Genomic DNA, 19,381 nt, shown 5'->3' with positions numbered 1-19,381 from the left:
ACCCCGGCCATGGTGTAGCCCGCTGCACCATGAGTTCGGGAGAGCACCTCCTCGTTCCGGCGAGCGGGCGGCGGGACCGTTGAACCCGGTTGATCCCGGAGGTTCGCCGGTTCCCGCAGCGGAAGGAATACCGATGAAGTCGCTCGTTCCCTCGAATCCGGGCATGGATCGTGAGACGGGACGTGCGGAGGAAACAGAAGCCGGGAGGGAGGGCGCATTCCGGACGGGGTCCCTCCCCGGACCACTCGCATCCTTTGCCCGGTTTGTGGTCTTCGGTGGCAGCGTCGGGGTCGCCTCCAGTTCTGCCGTCGTTCTGCTTGCCGGGCTGATGCCTTGGACGGTCGCGAATGCGCTGATCACCGTGGCCTCCACCGTGCTGTGCACGGAGCTTCACGCGCGTTTCACGTTCGGGGCCCGGCAGCGTGCGGGATGGCGTCAGCATTGGCAGTCGGCGGGGTCGGCGGCGGCCGCCTATGTCGTCACCACCGTCGCGGTGGTCATCCTGTACGTGGTGCGACCGGCGGCCGGGACGCTGAGCGAGCAGGCGGTCTACCTCTGTGCTTCCGGACTCGCCGGTACGGGACGGTTTCTGGTGCTGCGCCTGTACGTCTTCGCCACCGGCCGGAACCGGGCCGCGGAGTCGTCGACGCCGTGCGCCCTCACCGGCGGCCCGAGGGGTTCTCGTCGGGGCTACCGGGCGTGTTGTTCAGATACGTGAGTACCGCCTGCACCCGACGGTGTCCGCTGTCGCTCGGCGGCAGTCCCAGCTTCAGGAACACATTGCCGATGTGCTTGCTCACCGCGCGCTCGGTGACGACGAGGGTCTTGGCCATGGTCGTGTTGTCATGGCCCTCGGCCATCAGCTTCAGGACCTCGCGCTCGCGCGGTGTCAGCGAGTCGAGGGGCGAGTCCCGGCGGCGGGTGAGGAGTTCGGTCACCACCTCGGGGTCGAGCGCCGTGCCGCCGGCCGCCACCCGGTCCAGCGCGTCCAGGAACTCGTCGACCCGGCCCACCCGGTCCTTGAGCAGGTAGCCGACGCCGCGCGCGCCGCCGCCCAGCAGTTCGGCGGCGTAGGACTCCTCGACGTACTGCGAGAGGACGAGCACCGGCAGCCCGGGGATCTCCCTCCGTGCCTCTAGCGCGGCGCGCAGGCCTTCGTCGCGGAAGCCGGGCGGCATCCTGACGTCGAGCACGGCGACGTCCGGGCGGTGCGCGAGCAGCGCGGGCACCACCTCGGGTCCGCTGCCCGCCACGGCCACCACCTCGTGCCCGGCGGAGGAGAGCAGCAGGACGAGCCCTTCCCGCAGCAGGGCATGGTCCTCGGCGATCACCACACGCACGGCAACTCCACTTCGATCACGGTCGGGCCCCCGACGGGGCTGGTCAGGATGACGGTTCCGTCCAGCGCGGCGACCCGGCGCCGCAGGCCGAGCAGTCCCGAGCCGCCCGGCTCCAGACCGGAGCCGGTGCCGGGGGCGGCTCCGGCGAGGGCGTGTTCGGCGCCGCCCCCGCCCTCGTCGCGCACCCGCACGCGCAGCCCCGTCGCCGTACGGTCGAGCCGGACCTCGGCCCGGTCGGAGCCGCTGTGCCGGGCCGCATTGGTCAGGGTCTCCGCGACGGCGAAGTACGCGGCGGCCTCGACCGCCGCCGGGGCGCGGGGCCCGTCGGGCCTGTCGTCCCCGCCGTCGCCGTCCGCCAGGCCGGTCACCGTGACGGTCACGTCGAGGCCGCTGCTCGCGGCGAGTGCGCGTACGGCTCCGGCGAGGCCGCGGTCGGTGAGGATCGGGGGGTGGATGCCGCGTACGACGTGCCGCAGTTCGGTCAGCGCCTCCTCGGCCTGGTCCTGCGCGTCGTCCAGGAGCTTGCGGGCGGCCACCGGGTCGCCGTCGTACATCCGCTTCGCGAGGCCGATCCGCAGGGAGAGCGAGACCAGCCGGGCCTGGGTGCCGTCGTGCAGGTCCCGTTCGATACGGCGCAGTTCGGCGCCGTGTGCGGCGATCGCGCCCGCCCGGGTCTCGGTCAGCTCCTCGACGCGCTCGGCGAGCCGCGCCTTCGGCGAGGGCTTGAGCAGCGCCGTCGACCAGGCGGCGTCGAGATCCGCGAGCCGGACGATCAGCGGCAGGACGATCGCCCGGCGCCGCAGCAGCCCGCATCCCACACCGTCCACGATCAGTCCCACCGGCCACAGCGGCACTGCCAGGAGGGCCAGGAGACCGTAGACGTAATAGGCGATCATCCACCGCAGGTCGGTGCGTGTGCCGGGGTCGGTGACCGCCGTGCGCAGTCGCTGCCGGAGCGTCCCGGTGATGGGGAGGTACGCCTCGGGGATCTCCCGGCCCGTCCAGGCGGCGACCTGGCGCCGCTTGGCCCCGGCCAGCCGGCGGATCAGCAGCACCGTCTCCGGCAGTATCCCGGCGCCGACCAGCAGCACGGTGACGGCACCCGTGAACAGCAGCACGGTGATGAACAGGTAGGAGAAGAAGCCCAGCATCGCGGCTCCCGCCAGTTGCGCCGTGGCCCGCGCCGCCTGCAGCACTGTTCTTCGCATGCGGACCAGGCTAATTCGCCGAGCCCGAAGGCCAGGGGCCCCATCGCGGCCAACGCCCCACGAAGACGGGTGCGGAAGCCGGTCGGCCTCCATGCCCGCCCGTGGACGTGGCGGGACAGCCTCTGCGGGCAGCAGGGTGCGTACGCCGCGGTGGCGAGGCAGGAGTGTCAGCTCCGCCGCCGAGCCGGTTCGGGTGGCAGCGGTTGCTCACGACGGTGCCTGTTCCGGGCGGGCAGTGCCCGGCCCGGCGGCGAGCAGCCGGTGCTCGCCGCCGGGCCGGGGTTCTCGCCGTTCCCCGTCCCCACGGGTGCGGCGAGCGCGGGGCCGATACCGCCAGGGCGGCCCCGGGTCCTGAGCGGTGGCCGCCTGCGGGAGGCGGCCACCGGGTTCGGCCGAGAGCTACGTGCTGAGTACGAGTTCGGAGTTGTCCTGGCCGGCCGGTGCCGCAGGAGCCGGGTGCTTGCGGGTGATGGCCTCTCCCTCGATGTCGATGGCGGGCAGGATCCGGTCGAGCCATCGGGGCAGGCGCCAGGCGCGGTCGCCGAGGAGGGCGAGGACGGCGGGCACGATGGCCATCCGGACGACGAAGGCGTCGAAGAGGACGGCGATGGCCAGGCCGAACCCGATCATCTTGATCATGGATTCGTCGGCGCCGACGAATCCGGCGAAGACCGCCGTCATGATCAGTGCGGCGGCGACGACCACGCGGGCGCTGGTGCGGAATCCGGAGACGATCGCCTGTGCGGGCCGGTCGCCGTGGACGTACGCCTCGCGGATCCGGGAGACCAGGAAGACCTCGTAGTCCATGGCGAGTCCGAACACGATGCCCACCAGGAAGATCGGCATCATGGACATGATCGGGCCGGTCTGTTCGACGCCGAGGAGGTCGGCGCCATGGCCGTACTGGAACACCGCGACGACCACACCGAGCGAGGCGAGCACGGAGAGCAGGTAGCCCAGGGCGGCCTTCAGCGGGACGAGGAGGGAGCGGAAGACGAAGAGCAGGAGCACGATCGCGAGGCCGACCACGACGATGAGGTACGGGATCAGCGCGTCCTGGAACTTCTTCGCGACGTCGATGTTCATCGCGGTGCTGCCGGTGACTTCGTAGGTGGCCCCGGCTTCCTGCTCGATGCCGGGGCGTTCCGCGCGGATGGTCTTGACCAGGTCGATGGTCCTGGAGTCGGTGGGGCTGGTGGACGGGGTGGCGGAGAGTGTCGCGGCGTCGCCTGCCTGGTTGAACTGCGCGGGGGAGACGGAGACGACTCCGCCGGTGTCCGCGATCCGCTTGCTGATCAGGGAGGCCGCGGCCTGGGGGTCGTCGGCGCCCTTGGTGTCGACGACGATGGTCAGGGGGCCGTTGAAGCCGGGGCCGAAGCCGTCGGCGAGGGCGTCGTAGGCCCGGCGTTCGGTGGTGGAGGTGGGCTTGGCCTCGTCGCCGGGCATACCGAGCTGGAGGTCGGCGGCCGGTACGGCGAGTACGCCCAGGCCGACGACGCCGAGCAGCAGCACGGGCAGGGGGTGGCGGATGACCAGGCGCGCCCAGCGGCTGCCGCCGTTCTCCGCGTTGCCCGCGTTGTCGGTCTTCGTACGGCGGGGCTTGCTGCCCTTGCGGACGCGGCGTGCGAGGACGGCGTTCGGCCAGAAGCCGAGCAGGGCCGGGACCAGGGTGAGGCAGATCAGTACGGCGACGACGACGGCGCCGGCCGCGGTGAGGCCCATCTTGGTGAGCATCGGGATGCCCACGACCGACAGGCCGGCGAGCGCGATGACGACGGTCAGGCCGGCGAAGACCACGGCGGACCCGGCGGTGCCGACGGCCATCGCGGCGGCTTCCCTGGGCGGGCGGCCCTTTCCGCGTTCTTCGCGGTAGCGGGAGACGACGAACAGGGCGTAGTCGATGCCGCAGGCCAGCCCCAGCATGGAGGCGAGGGTTCCGCTGGTCAGGGAGAGTCCGAAGGTGCTGCCCAGGGCGATGATGGCCGTCATGCTGACGGCGACGCCGATGATCGCGGTCAGCAGCGGCAGCCCGGCCGCGGCCATGGAGCCGAAGGTGATCAGCAGCACGACCGCGGCGATCGCGATGCCGATCATCTCGGCGGATCCGCCGGCGGCGGGCTGTGTCGCCAGGGCGTCTCCGCCGATCTCGACGGTCAGGCCCGCGTCGCGGGCCCGGTCGACGGCGCGTGTCAGATGTTCCTTGCCTGCGTCGGTCAGGTCGGCGGCCGGGGCCTTGAAGGAGACGGTGGCGTAGGCCGTGGAGCCGTCCTCGCTGACCGCCTTCGCCTGGAAGGGGTTGAGCACGCCGGTCACCTGCGGGCCGTCGGAGGCCTCGTCGACCAGGTGCTCGATCGCGGCCTTGTTGTCTGCGGCGGTGACCTTCTCCCCGTTCGGCGCGATGAAGACGATCCGGGCGCTCGCCCCGTCGGCCCCTGAGCCGGGGAAGCGCTGGTCCAGGAGGTCGAAGGCCTTCTGGGACTCGATGCCCGGCATGGCGAACCCGTCGTCGGGCGAGGCCGGGGCCTTCATGGCGGCGAAGCCGACGGCGGCCAGGACGGCTATCCACAGGAAGGTGACGAACCATCGCCACCGGAAGGCGATGCGGCCCAGATGAAACAGGAAGGTTGCCATGACGGTGGGAGAGCCTCCAGATCGGCGGTGCAAGACAGGGGAAGTGAGGCTTTCTCCGCCGGTGCCGGTGCCGGTGCCGGTGCCGGTGCCGGTGTTGGCGTTGGCGTTGGCTGTGACGTTGGCTGTGACGTTGGCGTTGGCGTTGACGTCGGTGTCTGCCGGAGACCGGGACGGTGTGCCTCAGTGATTTCCACGATCCCGTCCGGCCGTCGCGGCCACGAGGGAGTGCTCTCCCGAACCGGGGGTGTAGCCGGCTACACCCCTCGCGCAAGCCATAGGATCGCGAGGTGAACGGAGGACCGCGTACGACGACGAGGGACATCGCACGGGCTGCCGTGCGGTCGGAGCTGGCGCAGGTGGCCTACGGCCTGATCCGGCGCGAGGGCTTCGACCAGGTGACCGTCAGCGACCTGGCCGCGGCGGCGGGGGTGTCCCGCAGTACCTTCCTGCGGTACTTCGGTACCAAGGAGGACGCCGTGCTCGGCGCCGTCGAGGCGCAGGGCGGGCAGCTCGCCGACGCGCTGCGCGCCCGCCCCTCCGGCGAGGACGACTGGACGGCGCTGCGGCGTTCGCTGGACGTGCTCATGGAGTCCTACCGGCGGGACCCGGCCGAGGCCCTTGCCACGGCCCGGCTCATCATGGGCACCCCGGCGCTGTGTTCACGGCAGCGGGAGAAGCAGCACCGCTGGCGTCCGCTTCTGGTGCGGGCCCTGGCCGAGCGCACGGATCCGCCACGGCCTGTCGCGGTGGCTCTGTCGGTCAAGGCCGGTGCGGCGCTGGAGTGTCTGGACATCGCCCTGGACCACTGGATCGCGTCCGACGGCCACCTGGACCTCGTCGGCCTCCTGGACGAAGCCTTCGCCGCTCTCGCGCCTCGGTAGGGCCGGTGGGCGGAAGGGAAGGGTTCTAGGGCTCCACGCGGGTGGGGGCGGGGCGTACGGGGAGGTCGCGGGCGCCCAGGCGCAGGTGCTCGATGTGGTAGACGGCCTCGTCGAGGAGTTGCGCCACGTGGTTGTCGTACAGGCTGTAGACGATGCGCCTGCCCTGGCGGACGCCGGTGACCAGGCTCAGTGCGCGCAGGAGGCGCAGTTGGTGGGAGACGGCCGACTGCTCCATGGCGACGGCTTCGGCGAGTTCCGTGACCCCGCAGGGGTTCTGCCGCAGGCGCGTCAGGATCATCAGGCGGGACGGTGTGGCCAGGGCCTGGAGGGTGGCGGCGATGGTGGCGGCGGACTCCGCGTCGAGGTGTTCCGTGCGCGTGGCGCGTTCCTCGGCTCCGTGTCCCATGCGCCCATCGTATAGACCGGCTCGTATGGACCGGCCGGTGGTGGTCCTACGATGAGTGCATGGCAACGAGCCCGCGAGTAGCAGGTGCGCACCCTGTGCAAGAAGCAGGGGAGGCGCGGGATCCGGGGGAAGCGGGCGCCGGTGACCGGCTGGAGGTCGCGGCCTCGGTGCTGGCGCTGCTCGCGGACCGTACGCGGCTGGCCCTGCTGGCGCGGCTGGGGCAGGGGGAGGCCGATGTCACCACCCTCACGGAGGCGTGCGGCGCGGCGCGGCCCTCCGTCAGCCAGCACCTGGCCAAGCTCCGGCTCGCCGGTCTGGTGACCGCCCGCAAGGACGGCCGCCGCGTCGTCTACTCCCTGCGCCACGGTCATCTGCGCCGCCTCGTCGACGAGGCGCTGAGCGTCGCCGACCATCAGATCGGTGCTCTGCCGGCCCACGACTGAGGCCGTGACGAGGTGTCGTACCCGGGCGGTTTCGGGTCCAACATGTGCTCAGGTGCGCACATGTTGAGTATGGTGGTGAGGTCTCATGCCGCCGATCCGGGACGGGGCCGATGCTGTCCGTGCTGCGCAACCGCACCTACCGCCACCTGTTCGCCGCCCAGGTCGTCGCCCTGGTAGGCACCGGTCTCGCCACCGTGGCGCTCGGCCTGCTCGCGTACGACAGGGCGGGGGACCGTGCCTCCGCCGTGCTGGGCACCGCGCTGGCGATCAAGATGGTCGCCTACGTCGCCGTCGCGCCGCTCGCCGGAGTCCTCGCCGCCCGGGTGTCCCGCCGTTCCCTGATGGTGGGCGCCGACCTCACGCGCGCGGGTGTCGCGCTGGCGCTGCCCTTCGTCGGGCAGATCTGGCAGATCTACGTCCTGGTCTTCCTGCTGCAGGCGGCGTCCGCCGTGTTCACGCCGACCTTCCAGGCGGTCATCCCCGAGGTGCTGCCCGCCGAACGCGACTACACGCGGGCCCTGTCGCTCTCCCGGCTCGCCTACGACCTGGAGAGCCTGTTCAGCCCGGCGCTCGCCGCCGGGCTGCTCGTCCTGGTCTCCTCGGGGCGGCTGTTCGTCGGCACCGCGATGGGCTTTCTCGCCTCGGCCGTTCTGGTGGTCTCCGTCGCTCTGCCCGGGCGTTCCGGCGCCGTGCGTGGGCGCTCGGGTGTCGTGCGCGGGCGTTCGGGTGCCGTGCGCGGCAAGGGTGGCGTTCGCGGGGACGTGCTCCTCGGGGTGCGGTTGTTCCGGGCCGCGCCCGGGCTGCGGGCGCTGCTCGCGCTCGATCTCGCGGTCGCGGCGAGCGGCGCGATCGTCTTCGTCAACACCGTCGTACTCGTACGCGACCACTTTCACCGGCCCGCAGGTGACCTGTCCCTCGCCCTCGGCGCGTACGGCGCGGGCTCCGTGCTGACCGCCCTGCTCCTGCCCCGGCTGCTGCGGCGGGCCGGTGACCGCGCGGTGATGCTGCCCGCGGCCTTCGCCCTGCCCGTGATCCTCGCCGGTGTCGCCGCGCTCGGGGCCGCCGCGCCCACCGCCGGGAGCTGGGTCGGGGTCCTGGCGGCCTGGGCGGCGATCGGCGCCGCCTGTTCCGCCGTCCTCACCCCCGGCGGGCGGGTGATCCGGCGCTCCGTCACGGACGCGGAGCTGCCCGCCGCCTTCGCCGCCCAGTTCTCCCTCTCCCACGGCTGCTGGCTGCTCACCTATCCCCTCGCGGGCCGGCTCGGCGCGGGCGCGGGGCTGCCGGTCACCGCCCTGGTCCTCGGTGGTGTCGCGCTGGCCGCCGCCCTCGCCGCGGCCGTCCTGTGGCCCGCCCGCGCATCCGTGCCCGTACGGGAATCGCGGCCCGCGTCCGTACCTGTGCGGCATAAATGAAGAGGTATTCATTCTTTCCTGTACGGTGAGCTGGTCAGCCCCTGCCGCCCACCGAAGGAACCCGTATGTCCGCCACCCTCGCCGAGCGCCCCACCCCGGCCCAGGACCCAGCCGGCCGCGGCGGGGCCGCGCCCCGTCGCCGTACGCGGGTCCTCGCCCTGCCCGAGGCCCGCTGGGCCGCCGCGTCGCTGGTGCTCTTCCTGCTCGCGCTCCCGCTGCAACTGACCGGCGCCCCCGCCTGGATCTGGGGCCCGCTGTACGCGGCGGCCTACGTGACCGGCGGCTGGGAGCCGGCCTGGGCGGGGCTGCTGGCGCTGAAGGAGAAGACCCTCGACGTCGACCTGCTGATGATCGTCGCGGCGATCGGCGCGGCCTCCATCGGGCAGGTCATGGACGGCGCGCTGCTCATCGTCATTTTCGCCACGTCCGGCGCGCTGGAGGCGCTGGCCACCGCGCGCACCGCCGACTCCGTACGCGGACTGCTCGACCTCGCCCCCGCCACCGCGACCCGGCTGGACGGCGACGGAGTGGAGCGTACGGTCGCCACCGAGGACCTGGCGGTCGGCGACACCATCCTCATCCGCCCCGGTGAGCGCGTCGGGGCCGACGGCCGGGTGGCCGACGGGGCGAGCGAGGTCGACCAGGCCACCATCACCGGCGAGCCCCTGCCCGTACCGAAGGAGGCCGGGGACGAGGTCTTCGCCGGGACCCTCAACGGGACCGGCGCCCTGCGGGTCACGGTCGAACGGGACGCATCCGACTCGGTGATCGCCCGGATCGTGGCGATGGTCGAGGAGGCGTCCGAGACCAAGGCCCCGACGCAGCTCTTCATCGAGAAGGTCGAGCAGCGCTACTCGGTCGGCATCGTCGTCGCCACCCTCGCCGTCTTCGCGATCCCCCTCGGCTTCGGCGCGAACCTGACCGACTCCCTGCTGCGGGCCATGACCTTCATGATCGTCGCCTCGCCGTGCGCCGTCGTGCTGGCCACCATGCCGCCGCTGCTCTCCGCCATCGCCAACGCCGGGCGCCACGGAGTGCTGGTCAAGTCCGCCGTCGTCATGGAACGCCTCGGCCAGGTCGACGCGGTGGCCCTGGACAAGACCGGCACCCTCACCGAAGGCACCCCCCGCGTCACCGACCTGCGCCCCCTGCCCGGCGCCGGGCTCTCCGAGGACGAGCTGCTGGGCCTGGCCGCGGCGGCCGAACACCCCAGCGAGCACCCGCTGGCCCGCGCGATCGTCGGCGCCGCCCGCGAACGCGGCCTGGACCTCGCGGACGCACGGGACTTCACCTCCGCGCCGGGCGTCGGGGTGACCGCCGTCGTCGACGGCCGTACGGTCGCGGTCGGCGCCCCGTCCCGGCTCCTGGCGGACCCGGTGGAGGCGGAAACGGCCGGCGCGGTGGAGGCGGCTGACGCGGCCGGCGCGGTCGTCGCGGAGCTGGAGGACGGTGGCCGTACCGCGGTCCTCGTCCGGTGCGACGGCCGTCCCGTCGGGGTGCTGGGCATCGCGGACCGGCTGCGCCCCGGCGCCGCCGCCACGGTCGCCGCCCTCACCACCCTGACCGGCACTGCCCCGGCGCTGCTGACCGGCGACAACCCGCGCGCCGCGGCCCGTCTCGCCGACGAGGTCGGCATCACCGACGTACGTGCCGGGCTGCTGCCCCAGGACAAGGTCGCCGCCGTGCGCGAGCGGGAGGCGGCGGGGCGGCGGGTGCTCGTGGTCGGCGACGGGGTCAACGACGCCCCCGCCCTGGCCGCCGCCCACACCGGCGTCGCCATGGGGCGGGCCGGCTCCGACCTCGCGCTGGAGACCGCCGACGCCGTCATCGTCCGGGACGAACTCGCCACCGTGCCCGCCGTCGTGGCGCTCTCCCGCGCGGCCCGCCGTCTCGTGATCCAGAACCTGGTCATCGCGGGCGTGTTCATCTCCGGCCTGGTCGTCTGGGACCTGGTCGGCCATCTGCCGCTGCCCCTCGGCGTCCTCGGGCACGAGGGGTCCACCGTCATCGTCGGCCTCAACGGCCTGCGCCTGCTGCGCGAGGCGGCCTGGCGCCGGGCGGCCGACGTGAGGTGACGTGAAGTGAGGTGACGTGAAGTGACGGGGCCTCGGGGGCGTACGGCTGAGACGCGCGTACGCCCCCGAGGCATACGTCCTGGACGCGCCTGCGCGTCAGATGCGTACGCCCCACATGAACGGCATGCCGCTGCGCGCGATCGACTCGTAGCGGACCTGCGCCCCGGGCTTCGGCGAGTGGAGGATCTGGCCGTTGCCCGCGTAGAAGCCGACATGGCTCAGGTCGGTGCGCATGATGATGAGGTCGCCGGGCCTGAGGTCCCCGAGGGAGTTGATCCGGGTCCCCGCGTTGGCCTGGTCCTGCGAGGTGCGGGGGAGTGAGACGCCGGCCTGCTTGAAGGCCCACGAGGTCAGTCCGGAGCAGTCGAAGGACCCCGGCCCGCTGGCTCCCCACACGTACGGCATGCCGACGCGGCTCTTGGCGGCGGCGAACGCCGCGGCGCCGCGCGAGGAGGCGCTGGCCTCGTTGCCGAGGTCCGCGCGGGCGCTGTCGCGGTTGGCGCGGTCCTCCTCCTGGGTGATCTTGGCCCGCTCCTTGGCGCTGAGCGTGTTGAGGAGCTGCTGGGCCTTGGCCAGCTTGCCCTGGATCTCTGTCTTCTTGCGCCCCAACTCGGCCCGGGTGTCCCGAAGTTCCGTGAGCTTCGTGGCGGCCTGCGTGCGCTGCTGCTGCACCTCGCGCTGCTGGACCTGGAACTTCTGCAGGTCGCTCACGTCGCGGGCGCCGAGCTGGTCCATGAGGGTCGCCTGGTCCAGATAGGCGTCCGGGTCGGAGGAGAGCAGGAGCTGCATGGAGGGGGCGAGGCCGCCGCTGCGGTACTGGTCGGCGGCGATGCCGCCGATGCGGTTCCGCAGCTCGTTGAGGGCCTCCTGCTTGCGGGCGGCGGTGTCCTGGAGGACCTCGACCTCCTTCTGGAGGGTGCCCGCCTTCTCCTTCGCGCCGCTGTACTTCTCGGTCGCCTGCGTGGCCTCCTCGTAGAGGCGGTCGACCTGCGCCTTGACGCCCTTCTTGTTCGGGTCCGGGAGGGGATCTGCCGAGGCGGACTGCGCCGACAGGGCGACCGCGGCCGTGGCGGTGACCGTGAGCATCGTTCCGTAGGCATTGCGCTGCGGCTTGGGACGGCGGTGGGACGCCACGATGAGGCAGCTCCTTCTCTCTCTGACTCCGATCCGACTCGGCCGTCGGAATACTAAGCAGATTAGCTCTACTGTTCCAAGGGGGAGTGGCGTGGCTGCCGTTGACGCCCATACGCGGCTCGATTCCGTACGGATTCGTACGGCGACGGTGACCGGGAACCGGCTGTGCTGCTAAGCGGATTGGCGCCGAGCGCCATGAACGCCGGTCCGGCCCCGGAGACTACGATGAACGGCCGGGGAGCGAGGGGACGACGGACAAGGGGAGCGGCCGTGCGACAACTGGGCGAGCTGGAGGCGGAGATCATGCACCGCCTGTGGGCCTGGGGCAGGCCGGCGACCGCGCGCGACGTGCTGACCGACCTCAACAAGAAGCGGCCCCTCGCCTACAGCACGGTCAAGACCGTGGCCGACATCCTCTACCGCAAGGGCATGCTCCGGCGCGAGAAGGAGGGCCGGGCCTGGGTGTACGAACCCACCGGCACACGCCAGCAGTACACGGCGGCCCTGATGCAGGACGCCCTCGGCGGCAACCCGGATCCGGCCGGCGCCCTCGTCAGCTTCGTGGAGCAGATCACACCGGAGGAGGCCGACGCGCTGCGGGCGGCCCTGCGCACGGCGAAGCGGCGGAGCGGGACATGATCGCGGCCGTGGCGCTGACCGGATACGCGGTTCTGGTGGGCGCCGTGGCGCCGTACGGTCTGGCGAGGGCGCGCTGGGCGCACCGCGCCCCGGCCGTCGCCGTGCTGGCCTGGCAGGGGCTGATGGTGACCTTCGTGGTCTCCGTCGCGCTGGCCGCGTACCACCTCGTGCTGACCGAGGAGCATGTGCACCGGGGCCTCGTCGGGCTGCTCAGCATCTGCGGCGTGGCGGCGGACGTCCCGGCCGCGGCTCCCTCCGGTGCCCCGCGCGGCGCGGAGCCAGGACCCGCCGGTGCCGCGGAGGCCCCGGCCGCGGACGCCGTGACGCTCCTGGCCCCGGCGGCGGTCGTGCTGCTTCCGCTGGGCTGGCTGCTGCGTACGGTGTGGCGCTCGCGCCGGGCCCGGCAGCGGCGGCTCGATCTGCTCGCCCTCGTCGGCAGCCCGGCCCCCGAGTACGGCGCCACCGTCGTGGACCACGACATCCCGGCCGTCTACTGCCTGCCCGGACGCCGCCCGCGCGTGGTCGTCACGCGCGGCGCGCTCGATGTCCTCTCGGACGCCCAGCTCCGCGCGGTCCTCGCCCACGAGCAGGCTCATCTCACGGGCCGCCACCACCTCCTCCACATGGCGGCCGACGCGTTCGCCCGGGCCTTTCCCGGTCTGCCGCTCGCCCGGCGGGCCGGGGAACAGACCGCGCTGCTGCTGGAGATGATCGCGGACGACCGGGCGCTGCGCCGCCACCCCCGGGAGACGCTGGCCGCCGCGATGTGCGAGGTCGCGGCGGGCCGGGCGCCGCGACCCGCGCTGGGCGCGGGCGGTCCCGGCACCCTGATCCGGGTACGCCGGGTCCTCGCCCCGCAGCCGAGGCCGCACCGCGCGGCCTGGCTCGCCATCGTGGCGGCGTCGGTCGCGGCGCCGGTCTTCCCGCTCCTGCTCACCTGCGGGCCGACTCTCTGACCGCCGGCCGGTCCGGGCGGCCCACCGGTGAACGGCGGGGGCCCCGCGTCCGTACCCGCTGGGACCGGGCCTCGCGGCACACGACGAGCGGAAGACGTGGTCACCGCGTGGAGAAGCACGAGGACGCGTACGGGTACGCGTACGAGCGGGCGTACGGGTACGGTGCGGCCGCCCCGCCCGCCGGCCGGCGCCCGGCCGCGACGCGGCTGGTGCGGGCCTGGGCCGGGACGCGGCCGGTGCGGGCCTGGGCCGGGACGCGGCTGGTGCGGGCCGGTGTCTTCACGGTGGCCGGTACCGGGCTCGCGGTGGTGGGGCACCATGTCGCATCCGGTGAACCGCTCTCCTGGGGCGGGCTGTTGGGCGCCGCCGTGGCGGTGTTCGCCCTTGCTCTGCCGTGGGCGGGGCTGCGCCGCTCGCTGCCGGGCGTGCTGGCGGCGACGTTCGCGGCCCAGCTGGTCGCGCACGAGATCCTGGCCGCCGCCGCGCGCACGGCCGCCGCGACGGGTGGAGCCTCCGGGCCCGCCGGGGCCTCGGAGGCGGCCGGGCAGCTGGCGGGCATGCGGCACGGTCTGGGGCATCCGGCCTCCGCCGCGAGTGGCCATGGCATCTCCGTCGGTGACGGGACGATGCTCCTCGCGCATGTGCTGGCGGCCGTCGCGGTGGCCGTGCTGCTGTACGCCACGGACGCCCGGCTGTCCGCGCTCCCGAACCTCCCGGCCCTCCCCGTCGTACTCGGCCGGCTGGCGGGCGCGCTCCGCGCGGCGCTGGCCCGCTGTCTGCGGCGCGGCCGGTGCCGCCCGGTCCCGTCGCGGGCCGGGCCCCGCCGCTCTGCCGCGCGCTCCGACACGGCGCCGGGGACCCCGGCGGACGCCCTGCTCGCTCATGTCCTCGTCCGCAGAGGGCCGCCCGGACCACTGGTGTGTGCCACGACCGCCCAGTGATCCGACCGGCGGGACCCGTGGACCGGGTGTCCGCCGCAGAGCAAGAGACGAGACCAGCCATGACCGCTTTCCGCATGCCTTTCCGCTTGCCCTCCCATCTGCCCTCCCCGCCCTCCCGTCCGGCCCGTGTGCGGCTCTCCGGGCTGTCCGGAGCGGGTGCCGTCGTCCTCGCCGCGTCCGCCGTGGTGCTGGCCACCGCCACCACCGCCGCGGCCCATGCCGAGGTGACGGCGTCCGACCCGCGCGCCCTCGCCCGGGACGTCACGCTGGAGTTCACCTCCGAGGCGGAGTCCGCGGAGGCGGGCATCGCCAAGCTCCGGGTGGTGCTGCCCGAGGGCATCCCCGTCGACGCGGTGAGCCTCAAGAGCGCCCCGAAGGGCTGGAAGTTCACCCGTACCGAGGACGGTTACGACCTGGCCGGTACAGCTCTCGCCCCGGGCACCGACGCCGAACACAGCGTCACCGTCAAGCAGTTGCCCGACGCGAAGACGCTGGCGTTCAAGACGATCGAGACCTACGGCGACGGCGAGGTCTCGCGGTGGATCGAGCTGCCCCGGGCCGGCGAGGAGAAGCCCGACAACATCGCCCCGATCCTCGAACTGAAGCCCGCCGCCGAGGGGGCCACCCCGATCGACCAGGGCACCGGCCCCAGCCCCAGTGCCAGCCCCAGCCCCAGTGTGACGGCCTCCGCTCCCTCCCCCACCGCCACCCCGGCGGAGGACGGCGCCGAGGACGCGGACGGGAACGGGACCGAAGGGGCCGAGGCCGCCGCCGATGACGGCGACAACGCCACCACCCTGACCGGACTCCTCGTCGGCCTCGCCTCCGCGGTCGTGGTCCTCGGCATAGGGGCCCTGCTCTGGCTCAAGCGGCGGGGCCGCCCCGGAACGGAGTAGGAAGTCGGTTCACCCGGCCAGCCGGGCTTCGATCAGCTCCCTGAAGGCTTCGTAGGAGCCCGGCGTGGCCACCTTGATCCCACCGACGAAGAAGGTGGGGGTGCCCTGCACGCCCAGGCCCAGGCCGTCCTGCTGGTCGGCCCGGACCCGGGCGGCGGTCTCGGGCGAGTCGAGCGCCGCGTCGAACTCGGCCATGTCCAGGCCGAGTTCGCCGGCGTAACCGCGGAAGGTCTCCTTCTTGGAGTCCTGCGCCTCGCCCCACGCGGCCTGCGTGGCGAAGAGTTTGCGGTACATCGGCTCGAACTTCCCCTGCCGGGACGCCGCTTCGGCGGTACGCGCGGCGAGCTCGCCGTTGCGGTGGCCCGGCATCGGGAAGTAGCGGGCGACGAAGGTGACCCGGTCGCCGTACTCCTCCCGGAGCCTCTCCACGACGGGGTACGCGGCTCCGCACCCCTCGCACTCGAAGTCGAGGAACTCCACCACGGTCAGCTCGCTGCGCTCGGGCCGGGTGAGCCGGTGGCTGTCCGCGCGGACCGACTGGGCCTGCGCGGCGGGCCGGGCGTCGACCGCGCCGGTCCGGGTGGGGTCGTCGGGGCGGAAGGCGAGGAACGAGCCCAGGGCGGCGGCGAAGGCGGCCACGATGACCAGGGCGATGTAGACATGCTTCTTCACGGGAACCTCGTAACAGGGATGGGCGTCATGTCGGGGGCCGCCGCGCGTCCCGTGCGTGGAGCGCGGCGAGGTAGGCGTTGTACTCGGTCAGCGGGTCCTTGCCGTCCCCGCGGTCGATGGTCCGGTCGACGCGCCGCGCCTCGCGGGCGTCGGAGCGCACCCACTGCACGGCGAGGATGATCGTGGTGATGAGGACGGGGATGTCGCCGGTCGCCCAGGCGATGGCCCCGGCGTTGTACTGGTCGTCCGCCAACGACGGGCCCCAGGTGCGGCCGAGCGCCGTCCACCACTCCGCGCCGACGAGGTCGGCCGAGCTCATCAGCGAGATGCTGAACCAGGAGTGGAACGGCATCGCCAGCATCAGCACGAACAGCTTCGCCAGGTACGGGGGCCTGCGCGGCCCCGGATCGATACCGATGATCACCCAGAAGAAGAGCAGCCCGGTCGCGAGGAAATGCGCCTGCATCGCGAGATGCCCGAGGTGGCTGCGCATCAGGACGGCGAACAGCGGCGTGTAGTAGACGGCGAAGGCGCTGCCGATGAAGAGCACGCCCGCCACGGCGGGGTGGGAGACGACGCGCAGGTAGCGGCTGTGCAGCAGGGAGAGCAGCACCTCCCGCACTCCGCGCCGTTCGCCCTTCCCCGCCGCGGGCAGGGCGCGCAGCGCCAGGGTGACCGGGGCGCCGAGCACGAGCAGGATCGGCACGGTCATCGCCAGGATCATGTGCTGGCCCATGTGGACGCTGAACATTACTTTTCCGTACGTGGCCAGCCCGCCCATGGTCGTGAAGACGGTCACCGCGAGCCCCAGCAGCCAGGCGACCGTCCGCCCGGCCGGCCAGGCGTCGCCGCGCCGGCGCAGTCTCCGTACGCCCGCCAGGTAGGCCAGCGCCAGGGCCGCGCACCCGAACGCGAACACGACGTCGAACCGCCAGGCGGTGAAGAGCGGGGTCCACGGGAAGCCGCCGAGCGGCGCGGGCATGCCGTACCCGAGCAGTTCCCGGGCGGCGGAGTACGGTGCGTCCCCGCTGCCGCCGCCGGGCGCGGGGGTACGGGAGAGCGCCACGGCGAGGCCCGTGGCGGCGGCCATCAGCAGGAGTTCACCGGCGGCCAGCCGGACGAAGGGGCCGGCGCCGCCCGCGTCGAGCCGGCCGAGGGTGCGGCGCCGGTGCAGCCACCCGCACCAGCCGAGCACGGCGAGGGCGACCGCCTTGGCCAGGATCAGCACCCCGTACGGATCGGTGAGGAGAGCGCCCGGGGAGGGCAGCCGTACCGCCGCACTGAGCAGCCCGCTCGCGCCGACCGTCAGCAGGGCCCAGCCGGCCAGGACGCTGAAGCGCCGGGCCGCGACGGCCGCGGCGGGGTCGCGCCGTACCGCCACCACGAGGACGGCGAGCAGGCCGCCGGCCCACAGGGCGACACCGGCCAGGTGCAGGGCCAGGGCGGCGACCGCCGTGTCGTGGTCGGGCGCCGCCGAGGAGTGACCGGTGAACGCGGGCGGCAGCAGCGCCCCCACGGCGGCCACCAGGGCCCACCACGCGCCGCGCGCCGTACCGGTCCCGGGGACGAGCGTGGCGAGCGTGGCGCCCGCGACCACCACGGCGGCGTAGGCGCGCCCCCGCGCGTCGGTGGCGATGAAGTCCGCCAGCGGGCCGGGGGCGAGGGCCTCGGCGACCGGCAGGGCGGCCAGGTCGGAGAAGGTGAACACCAGCGTGACGGCCGCCGCGGCGGCCCACACCGCGGCGGCGAGCGCGGCCCACGGGAGGTACCGGCGCCGGGCGGCGGAGAGCCGGACCTCACGGCCGGGCAGCAGCACCGCGATCAGCAGGAGCACGCCCACGGTGGCGACGGCCGCCGCGTCCAGCACGGTCCTGGCCACGGGGAGCCCGTACGCGGTCACCCTCCCGGCATCCGGGATCCCGGCCACCGGCGGCGCGGTGCCGCCGCCGAACCAGAGCGCGGCCGTCGCGGCGGTCACCGCCACGGCGACACCGGCGCCGAGCAGCGCGGGCAGCGGTACACGTACCCGCCCTACCCGTACCCCTGCTTCTGCCCCTGCTTCTGTCTCTGTCTCCGTCTCTGTCGGTGCGTGATCAGTGTGCACGGCGGGCCCGCCTTCGCCGCGCGAGCCGCATCCAGGCCCAGCCGGACCCGACGACGGCCACCGCGCCGACGGCACCGACCAGCGTGTCCCGGCCCGAGGAACCCCCGGCCGGGGCGGTGGCCTCCGGCCCAGGCGTCTCCGGCGCGGGCGTCCCCGGCACAGAGGTCTTCGGCACCGGGGTTCCCGCCACCGGAGTCTCCGCCACAGAGGTCTTCGGCACCGGAGTCTCCGTCACCGGCGTCCCCGTCACGGTGAAGGAGAGCACCCCCGAGACGGGGTGGCCGTCGGCGGAGACCACGCGGTAGCCGATCCGGTAGCGGCCGGGAGGGGAGGAGGGTGACGGACGGACCGAGACGTCCTCGCCGTCGACCTCGGGCTCGCCGGCGAGGGCCGCGCCCCGGGGTCCGGTGAGCGACACCTTCGCGTACTTCCGGGACATCGGGTCGCTGAAGGACAGCCGTACGCGCTCGGGAAGCGAGGCGACCGAGGAGCCCTCGGCCGGGGTGGCGCCGGTCAGTTCGGTGTGGGCGGCGGCGGGCGTGGCGCTCGTCCAGAGCAGGGCGGCCACCGCGGGCAGCACGGCGCCGCGCGCCGCCGTACGGGCGGCACGCCGGTTCATCACAGGCATGGGGAAGGAGCTTTCTGTCCACCGGCGGGCGGCTCGGCTCGCCGGGACGGGACGGCCGTCGCCCGCTCGTATGGTCTGGCCGGCCCGCCCGTCAGGGCAGGGCGGGACCGCCGAGGAGCATCGGCCCGGAAAGGGGGAGAAGGGCAGGCGGCACCACGGCACGCCGCCAACGGGGCGGCGCGCGCCCCGAGTTCCGCCGGATGATCAGCGCGGGCCGCGGCGCGGCGGCGGTGTCACGGTGCCCGACGGCCGGCCCGTGGCGCTCTCCGGGCACCGACGGCCAGACGAACAGCAGCAGTTGCCACGCGGTGGCCATCAGGGACTCGCCGCGCCACAGCAACGCCTCGGTGACACCCAGCAGCCGGGCGGCGATCACCACGGTCACGAGGTGCCCCGTGAGCATGACCCAGGGCGGGGGCCCGGCGGCGGCATGTTCCACGGCGCCGGAGAGCCCGCCGCCCGAGGGCGCGGGAGCGCCCGGGGCGCGAGCGACCCCGCACGCCCCGGGCAGGGAGTACGCGGCGTGGTAGGCCACCTGCGCGGCGGCCAGTGCGCTCAGCAACTGGGCATCGGAGAGCCGTCTCCGGGTGAGGCCGACCGCGCCGAGCACGGCGACCGCGGCGACGGCCCCGTCCACGCACCACTGGGGCGCGTGCCCCTGCGCCAGCAGGTGCCCGGCCAGCGGCAGCAGCACGCAGGCGGCCGCGAGCAGGGCCGCCCGGACAGCCCGCGGCACCCCGGAGGCCGGGGGACCGGGGCGGGCCGGAAGGGCGGGACGCATGACGGCGTGGCTCTCGATCGTCAGCAGCGGGCGGCGGTGAAGCTCGGTGCCGGTGTGCTTCGCAGCGTACCCACAGCCCCGCGCGGCGCTCCGGGCCGGTCCCGCCTCCCCCGGGAACAGCGCACACAACCGCCCCGCCATGTGAGGTGTGTCACGTCAGGGTTATGTCAGGCGACTGGCCGGGGGCCGTCAGTCCGCTCCCCTTCCATGGGGGCCAGTCGAGCTCTTCACCCT

The 19,381-nt window shown here is 73.8% G+C and carries 18 protein-coding genes; 9 read left to right on the top strand and 9 right to left on the bottom strand.

Going from position 1 to position 19,381, the window contains the following annotated elements:
* The first annotated feature begins 133 nt into the window (after positions 1–133).
* Positions 134–718, top strand: coding sequence for a hypothetical protein (locus ACFXKG_RS00880; protein ID WP_384830187.1), 585 nt, complete (start codon positions 134–136; stop codon positions 716–718).
* Here ACFXKG_RS00880 and ACFXKG_RS00875 read toward each other — a convergent pair.
* From ACFXKG_RS00875 to ACFXKG_RS00865, 3 genes are all read right to left on the bottom strand, one after another.
* A complete protein-coding gene (locus ACFXKG_RS00875; RefSeq protein ID WP_384830184.1) occupies positions 660–1,340 on the bottom strand; it encodes a response regulator in 681 nt (226 codons plus the stop codon). The two genes, ACFXKG_RS00880 and ACFXKG_RS00875, sit on opposite strands and share 59 nt — an antisense overlap.
* Positions 1,328–2,548, bottom strand: a complete 1,221-nt coding sequence (locus ACFXKG_RS00870) for a histidine kinase (protein WP_384830181.1) — start codon at positions 2,546–2,548, stop codon at positions 1,328–1,330. Before ACFXKG_RS00870 ends, ACFXKG_RS00875 begins: the two co-directional genes overlap by 13 nt.
* A gap of 399 nt (positions 2,549–2,947) precedes the next feature.
* Positions 2,948–5,179 carry an MMPL family transporter gene (locus ACFXKG_RS00865; protein WP_384830178.1) on the bottom strand — a complete coding sequence of 744 codons (2,232 nt, stop codon included), beginning with the start codon at positions 5,177–5,179 and terminating at the stop codon, positions 2,948–2,950.
* A gap of 287 nt (positions 5,180–5,466) precedes the next feature.
* Here ACFXKG_RS00865 and ACFXKG_RS00860 point away from each other — a divergent pair, with 287 nt between their 5' ends.
* Positions 5,467–6,060 (top strand): TetR family transcriptional regulator, encoded by a 594-nt coding sequence (locus ACFXKG_RS00860; protein WP_384830175.1) that lies wholly within the window; start codon positions 5,467–5,469, stop codon positions 6,058–6,060.
* A 25-nt stretch (positions 6,061–6,085) separates the two neighbouring features.
* On the opposite strand, the gene ACFXKG_RS00855 is transcribed toward ACFXKG_RS00860, so the two are convergent.
* On the bottom strand, positions 6,086–6,466 hold the full coding sequence (locus ACFXKG_RS00855) for an ArsR/SmtB family transcription factor (protein ID WP_384830173.1): 381 nt from the start codon (positions 6,464–6,466) through the stop codon (positions 6,086–6,088).
* Between the two features lie 59 nt (positions 6,467–6,525).
* On the opposite strand from ACFXKG_RS00855, the gene ACFXKG_RS00850 reads away from it, so the two are divergent.
* The 3 genes from ACFXKG_RS00850 (at position 6,526) to ACFXKG_RS00840 (ending at position 10,396) form a co-directional block, all read left to right on the top strand.
* Positions 6,526–6,909 (top strand): ArsR/SmtB family transcription factor, encoded by a 384-nt coding sequence (locus tag ACFXKG_RS00850; RefSeq protein ID WP_384830170.1) that lies wholly within the window; start codon positions 6,526–6,528, stop codon positions 6,907–6,909.
* Between the two features lie 110 nt (positions 6,910–7,019).
* A complete protein-coding gene (locus ACFXKG_RS00845) occupies positions 7,020–8,321 on the top strand; it encodes an MFS transporter (protein ID WP_384830167.1) in 1,302 nt (433 codons plus the stop codon).
* 65 nt (positions 8,322–8,386) lie between these two features.
* The gene (locus tag ACFXKG_RS00840) at positions 8,387–10,396 is read left to right on the top strand and encodes a heavy metal translocating P-type ATPase (RefSeq protein WP_384830164.1); all 2,010 of its coding nucleotides are present in this window, start codon (positions 8,387–8,389) and stop codon (positions 10,394–10,396) included.
* 96 nt (positions 10,397–10,492) lie between these two features.
* Here ACFXKG_RS00840 and ACFXKG_RS00835 read toward each other — a convergent pair whose 3' ends face one another.
* The gene (locus ACFXKG_RS00835; protein WP_384830161.1) at positions 10,493–11,530 is read right to left on the bottom strand and encodes an NlpC/P60 family protein; all 1,038 of its coding nucleotides are present in this window, start codon (positions 11,528–11,530) and stop codon (positions 10,493–10,495) included.
* 270 nt (positions 11,531–11,800) lie between these two features.
* On the opposite strand from ACFXKG_RS00835, the gene ACFXKG_RS00830 reads away from it, so the two are divergent.
* The 4 genes from ACFXKG_RS00830 to ACFXKG_RS00815 all read left to right on the top strand — a co-directional run bounded on the left by ACFXKG_RS00830 (position 11,801) and on the right by ACFXKG_RS00815 (position 14,962).
* Positions 11,801–12,169, top strand: coding sequence for a BlaI/MecI/CopY family transcriptional regulator (locus ACFXKG_RS00830; RefSeq protein ID WP_365813906.1), 369 nt, complete (start codon positions 11,801–11,803; stop codon positions 12,167–12,169).
* Positions 12,166–13,125 (top strand): M56 family metallopeptidase, encoded by a 960-nt coding sequence (locus ACFXKG_RS00825; protein ID WP_384830156.1) that lies wholly within the window; start codon positions 12,166–12,168, stop codon positions 13,123–13,125. The genes ACFXKG_RS00830 and ACFXKG_RS00825 overlap by 4 nt, the downstream gene beginning before the upstream one ends.
* Positions 13,126–13,232: 107 nt before the next feature.
* A complete protein-coding gene (locus tag ACFXKG_RS00820; RefSeq protein ID WP_384830153.1) occupies positions 13,233–14,066 on the top strand; it encodes a hypothetical protein in 834 nt (277 codons plus the stop codon).
* Positions 14,067–14,140: 74 nt separating this feature from the next.
* The gene (locus ACFXKG_RS00815; RefSeq protein WP_384830150.1) at positions 14,141–14,962 is read left to right on the top strand and encodes a DUF1775 domain-containing protein; all 822 of its coding nucleotides are present in this window, start codon (positions 14,141–14,143) and stop codon (positions 14,960–14,962) included.
* A 9-nt stretch (positions 14,963–14,971) separates the two neighbouring features.
* On the opposite strand, the gene ACFXKG_RS00810 is transcribed toward ACFXKG_RS00815, so the two are convergent.
* The 4 genes from ACFXKG_RS00810 to ACFXKG_RS00795 form a co-directional block, all read right to left on the bottom strand.
* Complete coding sequence (locus ACFXKG_RS00810) at positions 14,972–15,634, bottom strand: DsbA family protein (protein WP_384830148.1); 663 nt, start codon at positions 15,632–15,634, stop codon at positions 14,972–14,974.
* A 25-nt stretch (positions 15,635–15,659) separates the two neighbouring features.
* Positions 15,660–17,738 (bottom strand): cytochrome c oxidase assembly protein, encoded by a 2,079-nt coding sequence (locus ACFXKG_RS00805; protein ID WP_384830145.1) that lies wholly within the window; start codon positions 17,736–17,738, stop codon positions 15,660–15,662.
* A complete protein-coding gene (locus ACFXKG_RS00800) occupies positions 17,728–18,366 on the bottom strand; it encodes a copper resistance protein CopC (RefSeq protein ID WP_384830142.1) in 639 nt (212 codons plus the stop codon). Before ACFXKG_RS00800 ends, ACFXKG_RS00805 begins: the two co-directional genes overlap by 11 nt.
* A 91-nt stretch (positions 18,367–18,457) precedes the next feature.
* Positions 18,458–19,147, bottom strand: coding sequence for a hypothetical protein (locus ACFXKG_RS00795; RefSeq protein ID WP_384830139.1), 690 nt, complete (start codon positions 19,145–19,147; stop codon positions 18,458–18,460).
* Between the last annotated feature and the right edge of the window lie 234 nt (positions 19,148–19,381).

Origin of the sequence: Streptomyces sp. NPDC059255 (genome assembly GCF_042752355.1) — a bacterium.
Classification (GTDB): domain Bacteria; phylum Actinomycetota; class Actinomycetes; order Streptomycetales; family Streptomycetaceae; genus Streptomyces.
This window is presented reverse-complemented; position numbering and strand designations above follow the sequence as displayed.